Source organism: Streptomyces sp. NPDC059852, from assembly GCF_042731455.1.
Lineage (GTDB): Bacteria > Actinomycetota > Actinomycetes > Streptomycetales > Streptomycetaceae > Streptomyces.
This window is the reverse complement of sequence record NZ_JBHWJK010000007.1, coordinates 1-15,807: the sequence shown is the minus strand read 5'-3', so window position 1 is coordinate 15,807 and position 15,807 is coordinate 1. Positions and strand designations below refer to the sequence as shown.

General features: G+C 73.4%; 19 protein-coding genes. 10 read left to right on the top strand and 9 right to left on the bottom strand.

Features of this window, described 5'->3' with window-relative positions:
* Nucleotides 1–47: 47 nt before the first annotated feature.
* Nucleotides 48–842, top strand: coding sequence for a hypothetical protein (locus tag ACFV46_RS11150; protein ID WP_385497819.1), 795 nt, complete (start codon nucleotides 48–50; stop codon nucleotides 840–842).
* Between the two features lie 93 nt (nucleotides 843–935).
* Nucleotides 936–1,745: a universal stress protein gene (locus tag ACFV46_RS11145; protein ID WP_385497818.1), complete on the top strand. Its 810-nt coding sequence runs from the start codon at nucleotides 936–938 to the stop codon at nucleotides 1,743–1,745.
* Between the two features lie 26 nt (nucleotides 1,746–1,771).
* Here ACFV46_RS11145 and ACFV46_RS11140 read toward each other — a convergent pair whose 3' ends face one another.
* Entirely contained in the window at nucleotides 1,772–2,536 is a 765-nt protein-coding gene (locus ACFV46_RS11140) for a calcium-binding protein (RefSeq protein WP_385497817.1), read from the bottom strand.
* 177 nt (nucleotides 2,537–2,713) lie between these two features.
* On the opposite strand from ACFV46_RS11140, the gene ACFV46_RS11135 reads away from it, so the two are divergent.
* Nucleotides 2,714–3,001 carry a DUF4190 domain-containing protein gene (locus ACFV46_RS11135; RefSeq protein ID WP_361936891.1) on the top strand — a complete coding sequence of 96 codons (288 nt, stop codon included), beginning with the start codon at nucleotides 2,714–2,716 and terminating at the stop codon, nucleotides 2,999–3,001.
* A 120-nt stretch (nucleotides 3,002–3,121) separates the two neighbouring features.
* Entirely contained in the window at nucleotides 3,122–4,333 is a 1,212-nt protein-coding gene (locus ACFV46_RS11130; RefSeq protein WP_385497816.1) for a phosphatidylserine/phosphatidylglycerophosphate/cardiolipin synthase family protein, read from the top strand.
* A gap of 9 nt (nucleotides 4,334–4,342) precedes the next feature.
* Here ACFV46_RS11130 and ACFV46_RS11125 read toward each other — a convergent pair whose 3' ends face one another.
* The gene (locus tag ACFV46_RS11125; RefSeq protein ID WP_361936893.1) at nucleotides 4,343–4,774 is read right to left on the bottom strand and encodes a VOC family protein; all 432 of its coding nucleotides are present in this window, start codon (nucleotides 4,772–4,774) and stop codon (nucleotides 4,343–4,345) included.
* Between the two features lie 139 nt (nucleotides 4,775–4,913).
* On the opposite strand from ACFV46_RS11125, the gene ACFV46_RS11120 reads away from it, so the two are divergent.
* Entirely contained in the window at nucleotides 4,914–5,786 is an 873-nt protein-coding gene (locus tag ACFV46_RS11120; RefSeq protein WP_385497814.1) for a PhzF family phenazine biosynthesis protein, read from the top strand.
* Between the two features lie 27 nt (nucleotides 5,787–5,813).
* On the opposite strand, the gene ACFV46_RS11115 is transcribed toward ACFV46_RS11120, so the two are convergent.
* Nucleotides 5,814–6,458 (bottom strand): class I SAM-dependent methyltransferase, encoded by a 645-nt coding sequence (locus tag ACFV46_RS11115; protein WP_385497813.1) that lies wholly within the window; start codon nucleotides 6,456–6,458, stop codon nucleotides 5,814–5,816.
* A gap of 143 nt (nucleotides 6,459–6,601) precedes the next feature.
* Between ACFV46_RS11115 and pgm the strand changes: the two genes are divergently transcribed.
* Nucleotides 6,602–8,242 carry a phosphoglucomutase (alpha-D-glucose-1,6-bisphosphate-dependent) gene (gene pgm / locus ACFV46_RS11110; protein WP_385497812.1) on the top strand — a complete coding sequence of 547 codons (1,641 nt, stop codon included), beginning with the start codon at nucleotides 6,602–6,604 and terminating at the stop codon, nucleotides 8,240–8,242.
* A gap of 113 nt (nucleotides 8,243–8,355) precedes the next feature.
* A complete protein-coding gene (locus ACFV46_RS11105; protein WP_385497811.1) occupies nucleotides 8,356–8,826 on the top strand; it encodes a GreA/GreB family elongation factor in 471 nt (156 codons plus the stop codon).
* Between the two features lie 73 nt (nucleotides 8,827–8,899).
* Here ACFV46_RS11105 and ACFV46_RS11100 read toward each other — a convergent pair whose 3' ends face one another.
* Entirely contained in the window at nucleotides 8,900–10,249 is a 1,350-nt protein-coding gene (locus tag ACFV46_RS11100; protein WP_385497809.1) for a glucose-6-phosphate dehydrogenase, read from the bottom strand.
* The gene (locus ACFV46_RS11095) at nucleotides 10,246–10,458 is read right to left on the bottom strand and encodes a glycoside hydrolase family 15 protein (RefSeq protein WP_385497808.1); all 213 of its coding nucleotides are present in this window, start codon (nucleotides 10,456–10,458) and stop codon (nucleotides 10,246–10,248) included. The genes ACFV46_RS11100 and ACFV46_RS11095 overlap by 4 nt, the downstream gene beginning before the upstream one ends.
* 210 nt (nucleotides 10,459–10,668) lie before the next feature.
* Here ACFV46_RS11095 and ACFV46_RS11090 point away from each other — a divergent pair, with 210 nt between their 5' ends.
* Nucleotides 10,669–11,451 (top strand): DUF899 family protein, encoded by a 783-nt coding sequence (locus ACFV46_RS11090; RefSeq protein WP_385497807.1) that lies wholly within the window; start codon nucleotides 10,669–10,671, stop codon nucleotides 11,449–11,451.
* Nucleotides 11,452–11,464: 13 nt separating this feature from the next.
* Here the strand turns inward: ACFV46_RS11090 and ACFV46_RS11085 are convergent, their stop codons facing one another.
* Both ACFV46_RS11085 and ACFV46_RS11080 read right to left on the bottom strand, forming a co-directional pair.
* Nucleotides 11,465–11,923 (bottom strand): universal stress protein, encoded by a 459-nt coding sequence (locus tag ACFV46_RS11085; protein ID WP_385497805.1) that lies wholly within the window; start codon nucleotides 11,921–11,923, stop codon nucleotides 11,465–11,467.
* Nucleotides 11,924–12,005: 82 nt separating this feature from the next.
* Nucleotides 12,006–13,247, bottom strand: coding sequence for a PP2C family protein-serine/threonine phosphatase (locus ACFV46_RS11080; protein WP_385497804.1), 1,242 nt, complete (start codon nucleotides 13,245–13,247; stop codon nucleotides 12,006–12,008).
* Nucleotides 13,248–13,575: 328 nt separating this feature from the next.
* Here ACFV46_RS11080 and ACFV46_RS11075 point away from each other — a divergent pair, with 328 nt between their 5' ends.
* Nucleotides 13,576–14,373 (top strand): serine/threonine protein kinase, encoded by a 798-nt coding sequence (locus tag ACFV46_RS11075; protein WP_385497803.1) that lies wholly within the window; start codon nucleotides 13,576–13,578, stop codon nucleotides 14,371–14,373.
* Nucleotides 14,374–14,453: 80 nt separating this feature from the next.
* On the opposite strand, the gene ACFV46_RS11070 is transcribed toward ACFV46_RS11075, so the two are convergent.
* Both ACFV46_RS11070 and ACFV46_RS11065 read right to left on the bottom strand, forming a co-directional pair.
* Nucleotides 14,454–14,900: a DUF3618 domain-containing protein gene (locus ACFV46_RS11070; protein ID WP_361937395.1), complete on the bottom strand. Its 447-nt coding sequence runs from the start codon at nucleotides 14,898–14,900 to the stop codon at nucleotides 14,454–14,456.
* Nucleotides 14,897–15,328, bottom strand: a complete 432-nt coding sequence (locus ACFV46_RS11065; RefSeq protein WP_361937394.1) for a phage holin family protein — start codon at nucleotides 15,326–15,328, stop codon at nucleotides 14,897–14,899. The genes ACFV46_RS11070 and ACFV46_RS11065 overlap by 4 nt, the downstream gene beginning before the upstream one ends.
* A gap of 222 nt (nucleotides 15,329–15,550) precedes the next feature.
* Here ACFV46_RS11065 and ACFV46_RS11060 point away from each other — a divergent pair, with 222 nt between their 5' ends.
* The gene (locus ACFV46_RS11060) at nucleotides 15,551–15,760 is read left to right on the top strand and encodes a hypothetical protein (protein WP_361937393.1); all 210 of its coding nucleotides are present in this window, start codon (nucleotides 15,551–15,553) and stop codon (nucleotides 15,758–15,760) included.
* The last annotated feature ends 47 nt before the right edge of the window (nucleotides 15,761–15,807 follow it).

Here is a 15,807-nt window from a genome sequence, read left to right as displayed (position 1 = left end):
GCCGACCGGACAACGCAGACGGCCGGCAGCCTGGAGGGACGACGGCGATGAAGGTGTACGACAGGGAACGGCAGGACTGGGCGGACGGGCGCCGCGAACGCCTCCACCAGCCGGACCGGGACCTGGATCTGCCGCGCCAGCAGCGCGTGGTGCGGCGCGGCGGCATGGTTTTGGCCGCGGTGGGGATGTGCTTCGGCGTCTGGGCCTTCGGCTGGAAGGACGAGCCGGAACCGCCTCCGCCGCCCCCGTCCCCCACCGCGCAGGAGCAGGACGGCACCGAGCCCACCGATCCGGCGACGGATACGGCGGAGGCGACGGACGGCACGGCCACGGCGTCCGGAGTCCTGCCCGACGGTTACACGGAGGTGCAGGACGACGAGGGGTTCCGTATCGCGGTCCCCGCCGACTGGACGGCCGAGCGCCGCCCGTCGCAGTACGGCATCAAGATCGTCAACTACAGCAGCCCTGACGGACTGCGCCGCCTGCAGATCTTCCAGCTGGAGGAGTTCGCACCGTACGACTCGCTCGTCATCGCCGAGGAGGCCGCCGCCCGCCAGAAGGGATACGAGCGCATCGAGATGGGCCCGATCCCGTCGGCGCCGGACGACGCGGCCGAACACGAGTACCGGGCCACCGAGATCGCCGGCGAGTCGGACTCGGGGACCGTCCGGCACGTCATCGATCACCGGTTCCGGGCCTCCGACGGCAACCGCTACGCGCTGGTCGCCTACGGCCCCGACAACCAGGACTCCGCCCAACGCGAGCTGATCGACACGGCCGCCGCCTGGTTCTGCCCGCCCGGGACGACCTGCCCCGCACCCGACGGCTCGGACGCCGGGTGAGCCGTCCGGGCGCGCACGGGTGGCCGCCCGGCCCGGCCGGAGTGACCCTTGGACTGGCTTGTCGTTCGGGGGTCCGGTGGTACAGGAGGTCCGGTGGGAAAGCTCGTGGTCGCCGGTGTGGACGGTTCGTCGTCGTGCCGGGCGGCGGTGGAGTCGGCCGCGCACGAGGCCGGGCGGCGCGGTGCCGGCCTGCGGGTGGTGCATGCCTTTGGCCCGCTGACCCGGCCGATGTACTCGCCGCCGGACCCGGCCCCCGTGGAGGAGCTGATGCGGGAGGCGGCGGATCACGCCCACGCGGTGGCCCCCGAGGTGGAGGTCACCCATGAGGTGGTGCACGGCGGCGCGGTGGAGGTGCTGACCGCCGAGTCGCGCACCGCGGACCTGCTGGTCGTCGGCGCCCGGGGCGTCGGCGGCTTCGTCGGGATGCTGCTGGGGTCGACGGCCGTCTCCCTCGCCGCGCACGCCCAGTGCCCGGTGCTGGTGATCCGCGGCGAGCCCCACGAGGACGGGCCGGTCGTCGTCGCCGTGGACGGGTCTTCGCAGGGCGAGCGGGCGCTGGAGTTCGCCGTCGCCGAGGCGGACCTGCGCGGGGCCGAACTGCTCGCCGTGCACGTGTGGCAGCCGGACCACGCACCGGCCGGCACGGGTGTGGAGGCCGCCGAGCGGTTGCTGGCGCTCGCGCTCGCCGGGTTCGCGGAGCGGCACCCGGACGTGGTGGTCCGGCAGCAGGTGCTGAGCGGGGAGCCCCGCGAGATGCTGATCGAGTCCAGCAGGAACGCCCAGGTCGTCGTGGTGGGCGCGCGGGGACGCGGCGGTTTCGCCGGACTGCTGCTCGGCTCGGTCAGCCAGGCCGTGCTGCACCACGCGCACTGCCCGGTGGCCGTCGTCCGCGGCAGGGACTGACCGCCCGACGCACCGGCCTCCCGCGCTCAGGGACGTACGTCCACGTAGTCGCCGGCGGCCTTCGCCGCGCCCGTGGTGGCGGTGCCGGCGAAGTTCCAGCGCCAGTAGCCGTCCCTGGCGGCCTTGACCGTGATGCGCAGGTCGCCGGTGCGGTTCGTCGTGGCGGTCGCCACGGTGGTGTAGGTGCTGGAGTTCTTCGGCCGGAACTGCAGCCTCACCGCCCGGCCCGCGTATCCCGTGTACCGGTACGTGTCCCAGTCGGCCCGGACGAGCCGGCCGGTGACGGTGAGCCGGGCACCCCTGGCCACCGGCTCCGGCGAGGCGTTCACCGTGAGCCGCGCGGCCCGCTTGAGGGAGAACGACCCGGCCTCCCGGGCGAAGACGGACGTGCCGTCCACGGTCTCGGCGAGCGCGTCGACGGACCAGGTGCCCGCCTGCGCGTTGGTGAGGTCCACCGGGTCGTCGGCCCCCGGCGCGAGATGGGCGTTGACGGTGAACCTCGTCGTGCAGGCCGTGGCGGTCTCGCAGGAGGCGTCCGTGGTGTAGAAGCCGCCGTGCGGCCCCTTCAGATCGACGTCGACGAACGTCAGGGCCGGGTCGCCCGAGCCGGTGACCGTGACCGGGAAGGTCACGTCGTGCGTGGTGCCCACGACGACGTCACGCCCCTGGTTGACGACGGCCGGCCCGACCACCGGCCCGACCGCCCGGCCGGCGGGGGCGGCCCCGGCCGAGGCACCGGCTCCCACCACCAGCACCACTGCGGTTCCCACGACGACACCGCGACGACTCATCTTTCCTCCAAGGGGGCTTCCACTGCCGCGTTCGGCACTGCGTACGACTGCCGAAGGGGCCCGACCGTTGCCCTTCCCCAGACATGAGTCGGCCGGATGGGGGCATTCGGGCAAGGCAGCCAACAGTGAGGAGAGCGCGGCACGTTCGGCGCCGCGCAAGGCAACAGGGAGTGTGCAATGGCGAGTTACGGTGGTTCCTCGACCGCGTCCTCGGGGTCGCGCACCAACGGCATGGCGATCGCGAGCCTGGTCTGCGGCATCGTGGGTCTGTTCATCCTGAACATCATCCTCGGCCCCCTGGCCATCGTCTTCGGTGCCGTCGCCCGGCGTCAGGCCGGCGCGAAGAACGGCGCGGGCATGGCGAAGGCCGGCATCATCCTCGGCGTGGTCGACGTGGTCCTGTGGATCCTGTTCGTCACGCTCGCCGCGAGCAACGGCGGCTTCAGCTGGTACGTCGGCGGCTGACCGCCGCGGGGACACCCGTACGGCCGCGGGCGTGAGCGCGCGCCGACGGGGCATCCGCTCAGGGGGCCGCTTCCGCGGCCCCCTTGACGTATCCCTTTCTCGCCCTGTGGGAGACCCGACGTGATACTCGACGGCATACCGGCACCCAGTCCCGGCCAGGACAGACCGCCGGCGGCGCAGGACCGCAAGCAGCGGTTGCGCCGCCGTCTGGAGCGGCTCATCGGGGTGGCGGCGACGGAGGGCAACACGCTCGTCCCGCTGCGCAACGGCGACGAGATCTTCCCGGCGATGCTCGGCGCGATCCGCAGGGCCGAGCACACCATCGACATGATGACCTTCGTCTACTGGAAGGGCCAGATCGCCCGTGACTTCGCCGTCGCCCTCGCCGGCCGGGCCCACGCGGGCGTACGGGTGCGGCTGCTGCTGGACGGGTTCGGCGCGAAGGAGATCGAGGGCCGGCTGCTCGAGCTGATGAGCTCGGCCGGGGTGGAGATCGCCTGGTTCCGCAAGCCCGTGTGGCTGTCCCCGTTCAAGCAGAACCACCGCTGTCACCGCAAGGCCCTCATCGTCGACGAGCACACCGCGTTCACCGGAGGTGTGGGGATCGCCGAGGAGTGGTGCGGCGACGCGCGCAACCCGTCCGAGTGGCGGGACACCCACGTGCAGGTCCGCGGCCCGGCCGTCGACGGGATCGCCGCCGCGTTCGCGCAGAACTGGGCGGAGTGCCACGAGGAGCTGTTCGACGAGCGCGACCGCTTCACCCCGCACCCGCAGGAGGGATCGTCGGTGGTGCAGGTCGTGCGCGGGTCGGCCAGCATCGGCTGGCAGGACATGCAGACCCTCATCCGGGTCATGCTCACCTCGGCGGAGGAGCGGTTCCGGCTGGCGACCGCCTACTTCGCGCCCGACGACTACTTCATCGACCTGCTGTGCCGGACCGCCCGGCGCGGGGTGCGGGTCGAGATCCTGCTGCCCGGGCCGCACACCGACCAGCGGGCCTGCCAGCTCGCGGGCCAGCAGCACTACACGCGGCTGCTCGAGGCCGGTGTGCACATCCGGCAGTACCAGCCGACGATGATGCACGCCAAGATCATCACCGTGGACTCGGTGGCCACCCTCATCGGCTCCACCAACTTCAACCGGCGGTCCATGGACCACGACGAGGAGGTCATGCTCGCCGTGCTGGACGAGGACTTCACCGCGAAGCTCGACCGGGACTTCGACGCCGACCTCGAACGGAGCGTGGAGATCGACCTGCGCCGGTGGCGGAGGCGCGCCGCGGCGCAGCGCGTGAAGGAGGCGGCGGTCACGCCCATCCGGCGTTTCCTCTGAGCGGGGCGCTCAGTCCAGGCAGAACTCGTTGCCCTCGATGTCCTGCATCACGATGCAGGAGTCGTCCCCGCCGTCGTACAGCAGGCGCTCACGGACCGCCCCGAGGGGGAGGAGTCGCGCGCACTCGGCCTCCAGCGCGGCGAGGCGTTCCTCGCCCCGGAGGCCGGTGCCGACCCGCACGTCGAGGTGCACGCGGTTCTTGACGACCTTGCCCTCGGGAACGCGCTGGAAGTACAGCCGGGGTCCCACCCCGCTGGGGTCCTGGCAGGCGAACCACGCGCCGCGCTCCTCCTCCGGCTGGGCCGCGTGGTACGCGTCCCAGGTGCCGAAGCCGGCCGGGGGCGGGGGCACCTCGTACCCGAGCACCTCGCACCAGAAGCGGGCGAGACGCTCCGGATCGGCGCAGTCGAAGGTGACCTGGACCTTCCTGATCTTTGACACGGACGCACCCTAACAACGGGCGCCCGCAGGCTCATCCCCTTTTTCGTTCAGGGGTACGGGCGTTCACAGGTGCGGGCGTTCACGGGTGCGCGGGCGGCGAGCGGGGAATGACCTTGGACCCGGGCGGGTTCTCCCGTGCATGACGACCAACACGCAGCCCGAGGTGCTCCGGTACACCGCCTTCTCCACCTCCCCCGACGGGGGCAACCGCGCCGGTGTGGTCCTGGACGCCACCGGCCTCGACGACGACGCCATGCTGGCGATCGCCGCGGACCTCGGGTACTCGGAGTCCGCCTTCCTCACGGCGCCTCCCGCGGACGGCGCGGGCCCGGAGGGGCGGGCGTACACCATCCGCTACTTCAGCCCCAAGGCGGAGGTGCCGTTCTGCGGGCACGCCACCGTCGCGGCGGCGATCGCGCTGTCCGAGCGGATCGGGCCCGGCGAGCTGGTGTTCACGACGCCCGCCGGGGTCGTCCCGGTGGAGGTGACGGACGAGGACGGAACGGTCCGGGCCACCCTCACCAGTGTGGAGCCGCGGCTGGAGGAGGTCGCGGACGCCGACCTGCAGGAGGCGCTGGCCGCGCTCGACTGGCCGGCCGCCGACCTCGACCCGGCCTTCCCGCCCCGCATCGCCTTCGCGGGCGCGCGTCATCTCGTCCTCGCGGCCGCGACCCGCGCTCGCCTCGCCGACCTGTCGTACGACTTCGCGCGCCTGGAGGCCCTGATGCACCGACTCGACCTCACCACGGTCCAGTTGGTGTGGCGCGAGTCCCCCACGGTCTTCCATGTGCGGGACCCCTTCCCGGTCGGCGGGGTCGTCGAGGACGCGGCGACCGGGGCCGCCGCGGCCGCCTTCGGCGCCTACGCCCGCGAGCTGGGCCTGGTCCCGGAGGACGCCGTCCTGACGCTGTTCCAGGGCCAGGACATGGGCCGCCCGGGCGAGTTGACGGTGACGCTGCGCGCGGGTGACCCGAGGGTCCGGGTGAGCGGTGCGGGGACCCTGATCGGCTGACCAGCGGCGGGTGCGGTACCCACCGTCTCAGAGTGCGTCGCGGCGGCAGCGCAGGAACAGGTGCGGTTCCGGGCCGCCGTCCGGGTGGTCCGGGGTGAAGAGCGCGCTCTCCGTGGAGAGCACCGTCAGCCCCGCGTCCCGGGCCAGGGCGAGCACGCCCTCCTCCGAGAAGCTGGTCGCGCGGATCGCTCGGCCCATGAAGACGACCTCGACGTCCTCCACGTCGGCGGGCACCGTGGCCAGCACCAGGTGCCCGCCGGGCTTCAGCGCCGAGGCCAGCCGCCGCACCAGCGCCGCCTGGTCGGCGCGGGACATCTGGAGCAGCGAGAAGAACACGCACACCCCGTCGAAGGAGGCCTCGTCCAGCGTGAGTTCGCGGACGTCGGCGCGGCGGAACTCGGCGCCGGGCACCTGACGGGTGGCCAGATCGACCATCACCGGGGAGACGTCGACGCCGAGCACGGAGTGGCCCGCGGCCACGAGCACCTCCGCCGTGGGCCGGCCGGTACCGCTGCCCACGTCGAGGACCCGTCCGCCCTCCGGCGGCAGCTGCCCGGCAAGCCACTCCAGGGCGGCCAGGTGCGCCGGAGCGTGCGCGAACGCCTTCTCGTAGTCGGCGCCGAGCGCGTCGAACAGCACGGCCGCGGGCTGTCGTCGGTCGTCGTGGCTCACCTCGTGGTCCCCTTCCCTCGCCGGAGTGCATGGTCGCACCCGCCGGGTACACGCCACAACGGGCGCCCGTGCGCGTCCCGCCGCGACGGGCGGGGGACAATGGGGGCGTACCCAACGGACGACGTGTGCGTAAGGAGCGGGATATGCAGGACGCGCGTGCGGGGCAGGTCGCGGGGCCCGAGGACCTGGTCGATGTGGCCCGGCTGGTGACGGCCTACTACGCGCTGCGCCCCGACCCGGCCGAGCCCGGGCAGCGGGTGGCGTTCGGCACCTCCGGGCACCGCGGCTCGTCCCTGGCGGCGGCCTTCAACGAGGACCACATCGCCGCGACCAGCCAGGCCATCTGCGAGTACCGGACCGCGCAGGGCACCGACGGCCCCCTGTACCTGGGCGCCGACACCCATGCTCTGTCCGAGCCGGCCCGGGTCACGGCCCTGGAGGTCTTCGCCGCCAACGACGTGACCGTCCTGATCGACCAGAACGACGGGTACACGCCGACCCCGGCGGTGTCGCACGCGATCCTCACGTACAACCGGGACCGTACGTCCGCGCTCGCCGACGGCGTGGTGGTCACGCCCTCGCACAACCCGCCCGCCGACGGCGGTTTCAAGTACAACCCGCCCAGCGGCGGCCCCGCCGGCTCCGAGGCGACCCGCTGGATCCAGGACCGCGCCAACGAGATCATCGCGGGCGGCCTGAAGGACGTACGGCGCATCCCCTACAGCCGTGCCCTGGCCGCGCCCGGCACCGGTCGTCACGACTTCCTCGGCGCGTACGTCGCCGACCTGCCCCAGGTGCTGGACCTGGACGCGATCCGCTCGGCGGGGGTGCGCATCGGCGCCGACCCGCTCGGTGGCGCGTCCGTCGCCTACTGGGGCCGTATCGCCGAGGAGCACCGGCTCGACCTGACGGTGGTCAATCCGCTCACCGATCCCACCTGGCGTTTCATGACGCTGGACTGGGACGGCAGGATCCGCATGGACTGCTCCTCGCCGTACGCGATGGCCTCGCTGATCGAGCGGCGCGACCGGTTCGACATCGCCACCGGCAACGACGCCGACGCCGACCGGCACGGCATCGTCACCCCGGACGGGGGTCTGATGAACCCCAACCACTATCTGGCCGTGGCGATTTCGTATCTCTTCTCGCACCGGGAGCAGTGGCCGGCGGGCGCGGGGATCGGCAAGACCCTGGTGTCGTCCGGCATGATCGACCGCGTGGCCGCGGACGTCGGCCGGCGACTCGTCGAAGTCCCGGTCGGTTTCAAGTGGTTCGTCGACGGCCTGTCCGACGGTTCGCTCGGGTTCGGCGGCGAGGAGTCGGCCGGTGCGTCCTTCCTGCGCCGGGACGGCTCGGTGTGGACCACGGACAAGGACGGCATCATCCTGGCGCTGCTCGCCTCCGAGATCACGGCGGTCACCGGCCGGACGCCGTCGCAGCACTACGCGGGCCTCACCGAGCGCTTCGGCTCCCCCGCCTACGCGCGGATCGACGCGCCCGCCACCCGCGAGGAGAAGGCGCTGCTCGCGAAGTTGTCCCCGCGCCAGGTCACCGCCGACACTCTCGCCGGTGAGCCGGTCACCTCGGTGCTGACCGAGGCCCCGGGCAACGGCGCGGCTCTCGGTGGTATCAAGGTCGCCACGGACAGCGCCTGGTTCGCGGCCCGGCCCTCGGGCACCGAGGACGTCTACAAGATCTACGCCGAGTCCTTCCAGGGCCCGGAGCATCTGCGGCGGGTCCAGGAGGAGGCCAAGTCCGTGGTCCTCGCGGCGCTGGGCGCCTGACGGGCGGGCGTCGTCGTATCGGCGCGGGTCCGGGAGGGTGACAGGCCCGGCGGGTCAGGATCCGGCGAAGTGTCTAAAATAGGGACACATTGTCTCCGGCCCCAGGAGCAGGCATGTCCAGCCAACCCGCGCCGACCCGCAACGCCGCCCGCCAGGCACTGGAGCAGGAGCTGTCACGGCTGCGCACGGAGCGCGACACCGTCGCCTCGACCCTCAAGGACTCGGACGCCTCGGTCGGCGACCTCGCCGACGCGGCCGACGAGTTGCAGCGCGCCAACGACCTGCGCCGGATCGACGCCAGGATCACGGAGCTCACGGCCCGGCTGGACACCGCCGACACGGCGGGCCCGCCGCAGGACGACCGCGTGGGCGTGGGCAGCACGGTCACCGTGCGGTTCACGGACGGCTCGCAGGAGACGTTCCAGGTCGGGGAGACGACCGTGGGCTCCGACGGTTCGCTGGTCACCGTGGACAGCCCACTCGGCCGGGCCCTCCTGGGCCACGAGCCCGGCGACACGGTGCACTACCACACACCGGGGGGTTCGGAGAGCGCGGTCGTGGTCTCCCTGGGGCAGACCGACTGACCGTTCCGCCCCCCAACCGGCCTGATTCCAGGGCGTCATCGTCTCCTCACAGCGCGGCGGGCGCTGCGCTGTGTCACCTGGGTGGCGGCCCGTCGGAGCCGGCCGGGTACTCCTCCAGCGGCACGCGGTCCTCACGCCAGGCGGACAGCACGGGTTCGACGACCCGCCACGCCTCCTCCGCCTCGTCCGCGCGGATCGACAGGGCCGGGTCGCCGGTGAGCACGTCCAGCAGGACCCTGCCGTAGGCGGGCAGGGGCGGCGGGTCCATCCGGGCGGTGAGCGTGAGCGGGGTGAACGCGTGGGCGGGCGAACCGGTGCCCGTCAGGTCCAGGGTGACGCCCTCGGGCGCGAGCTGGAAGCGGAGCACGTTCGGCAGGGCCGTCTCCCCGTGGCCGAACGGCAGATGGGGTACGGAACGGAAGCGCACGGCGACCTCCTTGCGGTTCGTGCCGAGCGCCTTTCCGCTGCGCAGCCGGAAGACGCATCCGGCCCAGCGCCAGTTGTCGATCTCCAGTTCCACCTCGGCGAGGGTCTCGGTGCGGCGCCCCGGGTCGACGCCCTCCTCGTCGGCGTAGGCGGGGATGTCCCGGTCGCCGATCCGGCCCGGGAGATAGCGTGCGCGGCGGCTCCGGCGCACGGCGTCCTCCTCAGTGAGCGGCCGCACCGAGCGCAGGACGTCGACCTTGCGGTCGCGCAGGTCGCGTTCGCCGAGCGTGATCGGCGGTTCCATGGCCACCAGGCACATCAGCTGCACCAGATGGTTCTGGATCATGTCCCTGAGGGCGCCGACGTGGTCGTAGTAGCCGGCGCGGCCCTCCAGGGCGAGGGACTCGTCCCAGACGATCTCGACCTCGGCGATGTGCGTGCTGTTCCACAGCGGCTCCAGCACGCGGTTGGCCAGCCGGCTGCCGAGGACGTTCTGCACGGTCGTCATGGCCAGGAAGTGGTCGACGCGGAACACGGCCTCCTCCGGCACCAGACGGGCGAGCAGCCGGTTGAGCTCCCGCGCTCCGGCCAGGTCCTCGCCGAACGGCTTCTCCAGGGCGATCCGGCTGCCCTGCGGCAGCCCGGCGTCGTGGAGCGCGACGACCGCCGCGGGGAACACGGCCGGGGGCAGCGCCAGATAGACGGCGACGGGCCCCTGACCGTCGAGCGCGGCGGCGACCTCGGCGGGGTCGGTGACGTCGCAGCGCACATAGCGGGCCGACGCCACCACCGCCTCCGCGTCCTCGGACCGCGCGGGGCCGAGCCTGTCAGCCGCCCACTCCTGGTAGCGCGCGGTGCTCCAGTCCTGCCGTCCGGCGCAGACCAGGTCCAGGTCGTCGCCGATGTGGCCCGCGCCCCGCAGGGCGGCCAGCGCGGGCAGCAGGAAGCGGGCGGTGAGGTCGCCCGTCGCGCCGAGGACGGCCAGCCGTGTGATCATCGCCGGGCACCTACCCCGGCCCGGGCCAGGGTCACACCCCTCGCGGCGACCCCTATGTGGCTGAAGGCCTGCGGGACGTTCCCCATGAACTCTCCTGTCGTGGGATCGATCTGTTCCGACAGCGGCCCCAGCGGGCTCGCCAGGGCGCACAGCGAGGCGTAGCGGTCCTCCGCCTCCTCGATCCTGCCCCGGATGACGAGGTTGTCCACGGCGTCGCCGTCGAGGACCCGGGCCCCTCATGCCGATCGTGCCGGGTCCCGTGGCGGCCGGTGCCGCCCTTCCGGTGACGTGCGGGGCGGGCGTCCGGCACGAGGCGTGTTTCGTCCGGCCGGGTGCGATGAGTTCCGGGCGCGGCGCCGGTCTGTCCTGGAGACGTCGTACGCGGCGCCCCTGCCCCTGTACCGAATTCGGAGGACACCATGACGGCCACACCTCGTGACCCGGACACCTCGCTGCCCGGCCGCCCGCCCCTTGTCGACATGGCCACCTGGCAAAAGGCCCGGGACGAGCTCCTGGTCCGGGAGAAGGCCCACACCCGTGCGGGTGACGCCCTCGCCGCCGACCGCCGCCGGCTGCCGATGGTGGAGTTCGACGGCACGGCCGAGGTCGTCGGCCCCGGCGGCCCGGTCCCGTTCCTCGACCTGTTCGAGGGCCGCGACGAACTCCTCGTCTACAAGCACATGTGGTACGACGGCGCCCCGCACCAGGGCCAGTGCGAGGGCTGCACGACGGCCGCCTGGCACATGAGGGACGCCGTGTACCTGAACGCCCGCGGGGTCTCCTTCGCCATCGTGACCACGGGCCCCTGGGACGAGGTGGCCGCCTTCACGGACTTCATGGGGTACACCCAGCCCTGGTACTCGGTACGCGGGCTGGACGAGCCGGTCGGCGGCGCGATGGGCTATCTGACCGCCTATCTGCGCGAGGGCGACCGCACGTTCCTGACCTACCGGACGACGGGCCGGGGCAACGAGCCGGCCAACAACTCGCTCGCCCTGCTCGACATGACGCCCCACGGACGGGGCGAGGCGTGGGAGGAGCACCCCGAGGGCGGATCCCCCGCCCATGACGCCTGCTGGTACTGGCGCTCGGACGCCGACGGCAACCCCACCTGGGGCCCGGCCAGCCGGCCCGTGGCGCAGTGGACGCGGCCCGGCGTCACCCGCGAGACGACGCTCGGCCGCCGGGGCCCCCACCACTGACGTCCGGCCGCCGCTACCGACCGTCCGCCCGCACGACCACGACCGGGCAGGCGGCGTGCTGCACACAGTGCTGGGCCACCGATCCGAGGAGCAGTCCGGCGAACCCGCCGCGCCCCCGGCTGCCGACCACGAGCAGGGACGCCTCGCGGGACACGTCGACCAGGACCCCGGCCGGGGCGCCGTACCGCACCTCGGTGCGGACCTCCACGGGCGGCCGGGGCCCCAGGGTGTCCTGGACCGCCTCGGTCAGCTCGTCCCGGGCGCGTCCCTCCAGGGCGGCCTCGTCGCTGCTCTCCGGCGGCAGCCAGCCGAGCGCCCCGTGGTACGCCGGCATGACCCAGGCACCGATCACGCGTACCTCGCCGCCGGTGAGCCGGGCCTGCCGCACGGCCCAGCGCAGGGCGTGCCGGGACGCGTCCGAACCGTCCACCCCGACCACCACCCGGTCCGCTGCCTCGTTCTGCTCGGCCATGCTTCCTCCTCGGCTCGACGGCCCGGCTCCAGCCTCGTCCGGATGACGGCCCGCCGCAGTCCCACAGGGCCGGCCGGGGTCGTCACAGGCGGACGACGATCAGCGCGATGTCGTCGGAGGAGCCGCCCGCGACGTCGAGCCGGGCGAGCAGCGCGTCGGCCAGCGGGTCCGCGGCGAGGGCGCCGTCCTGGGCGAGGGCCGTGGTCAGCCGGGCCAGGCCGACGTCGATGTCCTCCCCGCGGCGCTCGATGAGGCCGTCGGTGTAGAGCACGAGGGTGTCGCCGGGATGGTAGGACACGCCGGCCTGGGGGCGGGGCACATGGTGCTCCCGGGTGCCCAGGGGCGGGTCGGTCGCCCTGTCGAGCAGCTCGAACGAGCCGTCGGTGTGGAGCAGTACCGGCGGCGGATGCCCGGCGTTGCTGTAGATGATCAGCCGGCTGCGGGTGTCGACGAGGACCTTGACCGCGGTCGCCGCCGTGGCGCCCTCCACGGAACGGGCGTACAGGCCGAGGACCTCCAGCGCCTGGGCCGGGCTCGGGATGGCCCGGATCACCGCGCTCAGCGCACTGCGGAGCATGCCCATGACGGCGGCGGCGTGCAGGCCGTGGCCGACGACGTCCCCGACCGCGGCGGCGTAGCGGTCGGGCGGAAGGTCGACGACGTCGTACCAGTCGCCGCACACGTTGAGCGAGGAGGCCGCGGGCAGATAGCGCACGGCGATGGTGTCGTGGTGCAGATCGAGGTCGGGGGCGGAGAGCATGGCCTCCTGGAGCGCCACGCCGATCTGGCGTTCCCGGGCGTGGGCCTGGCGCAGCTCCTGGTTCAGCCGGTGCACCTCGCGGGCGCGGACGTACAGCTCGGCGGCCATGCCCTTTTCCAGGTCGGTCAGGTGACCGGCCGGCTCCCGGGCACGCTGGGAGCGGACGAACCCGGTGACGTCGTCGGCGCGCTGGACGATCCACCGCACCGCGCCGTCGGGGCCGGCGATCGGCGTGTTGATCTCGGACCACCAGCGCTCCTCGAACCCGCCCGGGACGCCGGAGGCGGGGATGTCGTAGCGCTGGAGCACCAGGGTCTCCGGTTTCCCGCTGTTCAGGACACGCGTCAGCGAGGCCCGGAGGGTGTCCTCCCCGTGCTCGACGAGGGCGCCCGGGTTCTCCGGCAGGGCGTCGAAGAAGGGCTTGCCGACCAGTTCGCCGGGGGTACGCCCGGTCGTCCTCAGATAGGCCGGATTGACGTAACGGATCACCAGGTCCGCGTCCAGTACGAGATACGGGCTCGGTGTGGCGTCGAAGAAGGCCGTGAATTCGATGTCCGCCGTCATGCGCGCTCTCCGCAGCCCCCGAGCGCGATCGCCGTCAGTACCAATCTACGGGCGGCGCGCCCTCCCGGCTCCCCCGGCGGGCGGCCCGCGGGTGTCCGACGGCATCCCAGGCTGCCGTGTCTCCGCACGTCGGAAGGGGCGGGACGGTTCCAGGGGGGACATGTCCGGTACGGGTGGTTGCGGTGTTCCGGCGGGAGCCGTGATGCTCTCGGTGTCGCACCGGGCGGGAGCGGACCGACCCTCCGCCGGCCCGGCCCCTTGCGACGTCCACGTCTGTCACCGCCGGGCCGTCCACGCGGCCGGGCGGCATCTCGGGGGAGACACCGGCTTGGAGACGATCATCGTTCAGCCGTCCGGCCCGTCACGGCCGGGCGCCGCCGGCACGGGCGCGCCGGACCTGCTGCGTCTGGAGCCCGGCGACACGGCCGAGTTCGGGCGTGACCGTCCTGGCGGCCGGACCGGCCCTTTCGTCGCCCTGCGCGATCCGGGGGTGTCCCGGCGGGCGGGGCTGCTGGAGGCCGCCCGGGACTACTGGCGGCTGTCGAACTTCAGCGCCGGCACCGCCTACGTGGTGGAGAACATGGAGAACGGCGGGGAGTACCTGACCGTGGCGCCCGGACGGCTCGGGGCGCCGGTTCCCTTCGAGTTCTCCCGGGTCGTCCTGCCCGCCCCGGACGGCGGCGCCGGGTTCACGGTGTTCGCCCCGCAGCACGCCTACCTGGACGAGCGGGACACGCCGGGCGCGGACGAGCGGGATGCGCACCCGTTCGCGCTCGACGTCACCGCGAAGTACTTTCTTGTCCTGGTCGCGCTGTGCGAGCCACGGCTGCGCGGGGTGCCGGACGGGGCACCGCCGGGGGCCGGTGACATCGCCCGGCGCCTGAGCCCCCTGGACGGCAGCGGGGGCCTGACCCGGTCCGCCGTGAACTACCACATCGACTATCTGGCCCGGGCGAAGCTCCCCCTCGACCTCGACGAGCACGCCGGGGGCGGCGCCGGGCGTACGGGCGCCAAGCGGGCCCGGCTGGCCTCGCTCGCCCTGCGGTTCGGCCTGGTGCGGGAGGAGCACCTCGCGCTGCTACCGTCACGCCGGCAGCCCGCGCCGGGCGTCCGCGGGCCGCGCTGAGCGAGGCCGGCGCCACGGCCGAGCGGGCCGCCCGGGACGGCGGCGCCGGTCCCGGACGGCCGCGCGCCGGCCGGCGCGGGTCAGTCCTTGCCGCGGCGCATCAGCCACACGCAGGCGCCGAGGGCCGCGGCCGCCACCAGCAGGCCACGGTGCTCCCGTGCCATCCTGGCGCCCTGGGCGGCCTTGTCCTTGACGGGCTGTGGCGCCTTCTCCTGCCACAGGTGCCCGGCGTGTTCCACCGTGTCCTTGACCTGGTCCGGCATCTTGGCCTGCACCCGCGCCGTCGCCTCGGACGCCTTGGCCTTCACCTCTTCGGCCTTGTGGGCGGCCTGCTCCTTGAGGGCCCCGGCGCGGTCGGCCGCCTGGACCTTCACCTCGGCGGCCTTCTCCTGGGCGCGGGTCTTGACGTCGGCCTTGGCCGCCAGGGCCTCCACCGTGGTGCCGAGCTCGTGCCGGGTGTGCTCCACCTGCGCGCGCAGTTCCTCGGGGGTCTCGGCGGTGGGCTTGTCGTGGGGGGCCTGAGTCATCGGTGCGCACTCTCCTTGATCTCGGCCACATCGGCCTTGACGTTCTCGATCGTCTGCTCGGGCTTGGGCGGGGCCGCCCGCGACACCTGCTTCTTGCCGGTCAGCGCCATCACCGCGGCGATCACGCCGAGCACCGCCGTCACGATGAGGGCCGCCGCCCACACCGGCAGCGGTACCGCCAGCGCCGCGATCACCGTGGCCACGAGCGCCTGGAGCATCAGGAACCCGACCAGGCCCGCGCCGCCGAAGAGCCCGCCTCCCTTGCCGTACCGCTTGCCCTTCTCCTTCATCTCCGCCTGGGCCAGGTGGAGTTCGGCCCGCACCAGCTCCGTCAGCTGCTGTGAGGCCTTCTGCACGAGTTCGCCGACCGGCTCCGACCTCGTCGTCTGGTGGTCGGAGAGGGGGCGCGTCCGAGTGTCCGACGCCATGGCGATCACCTCCCGTCTCTCGGTTCTGGCAGAAAGGCGCCGGGGCGCCGTCCGCTGAGCAGGCGAGTACCCCGAAAGTCCCGTTCACGACAACGGATGCCGGTCAAAGCCGAAGACGCCGGGAACCGCGGGGGACCTTCACGGCACCTCCACGCCTTCCGGGGCGCGTCGGCGCGGGAGCAGGGCACTCGGCCGCCAGTGGAGTCGAGGAAGGGACCCGTCGTGATCGTCACCGCCGTCCTGCTGCTGCCGGGGCTCGGCGTGCTGCTCCTGCTGATGAGCCGTGTCGAGGACTGGCTGGCCGCGGCGCCCGGCGCCGCGCGGCACGCACGGAGCGGACGCCGTCATCTGAGGCTGATCCGGGGTGGCGCGTCGGACGCTCCCGCCCGTCCGGCGGCGAAGCCGTCCACACGCCGGGCGCACGCGGCGTAGACGCGCCCGCACGGGCGAGGGCCGGCCCTCCGCCGTCCGCGGAGGGC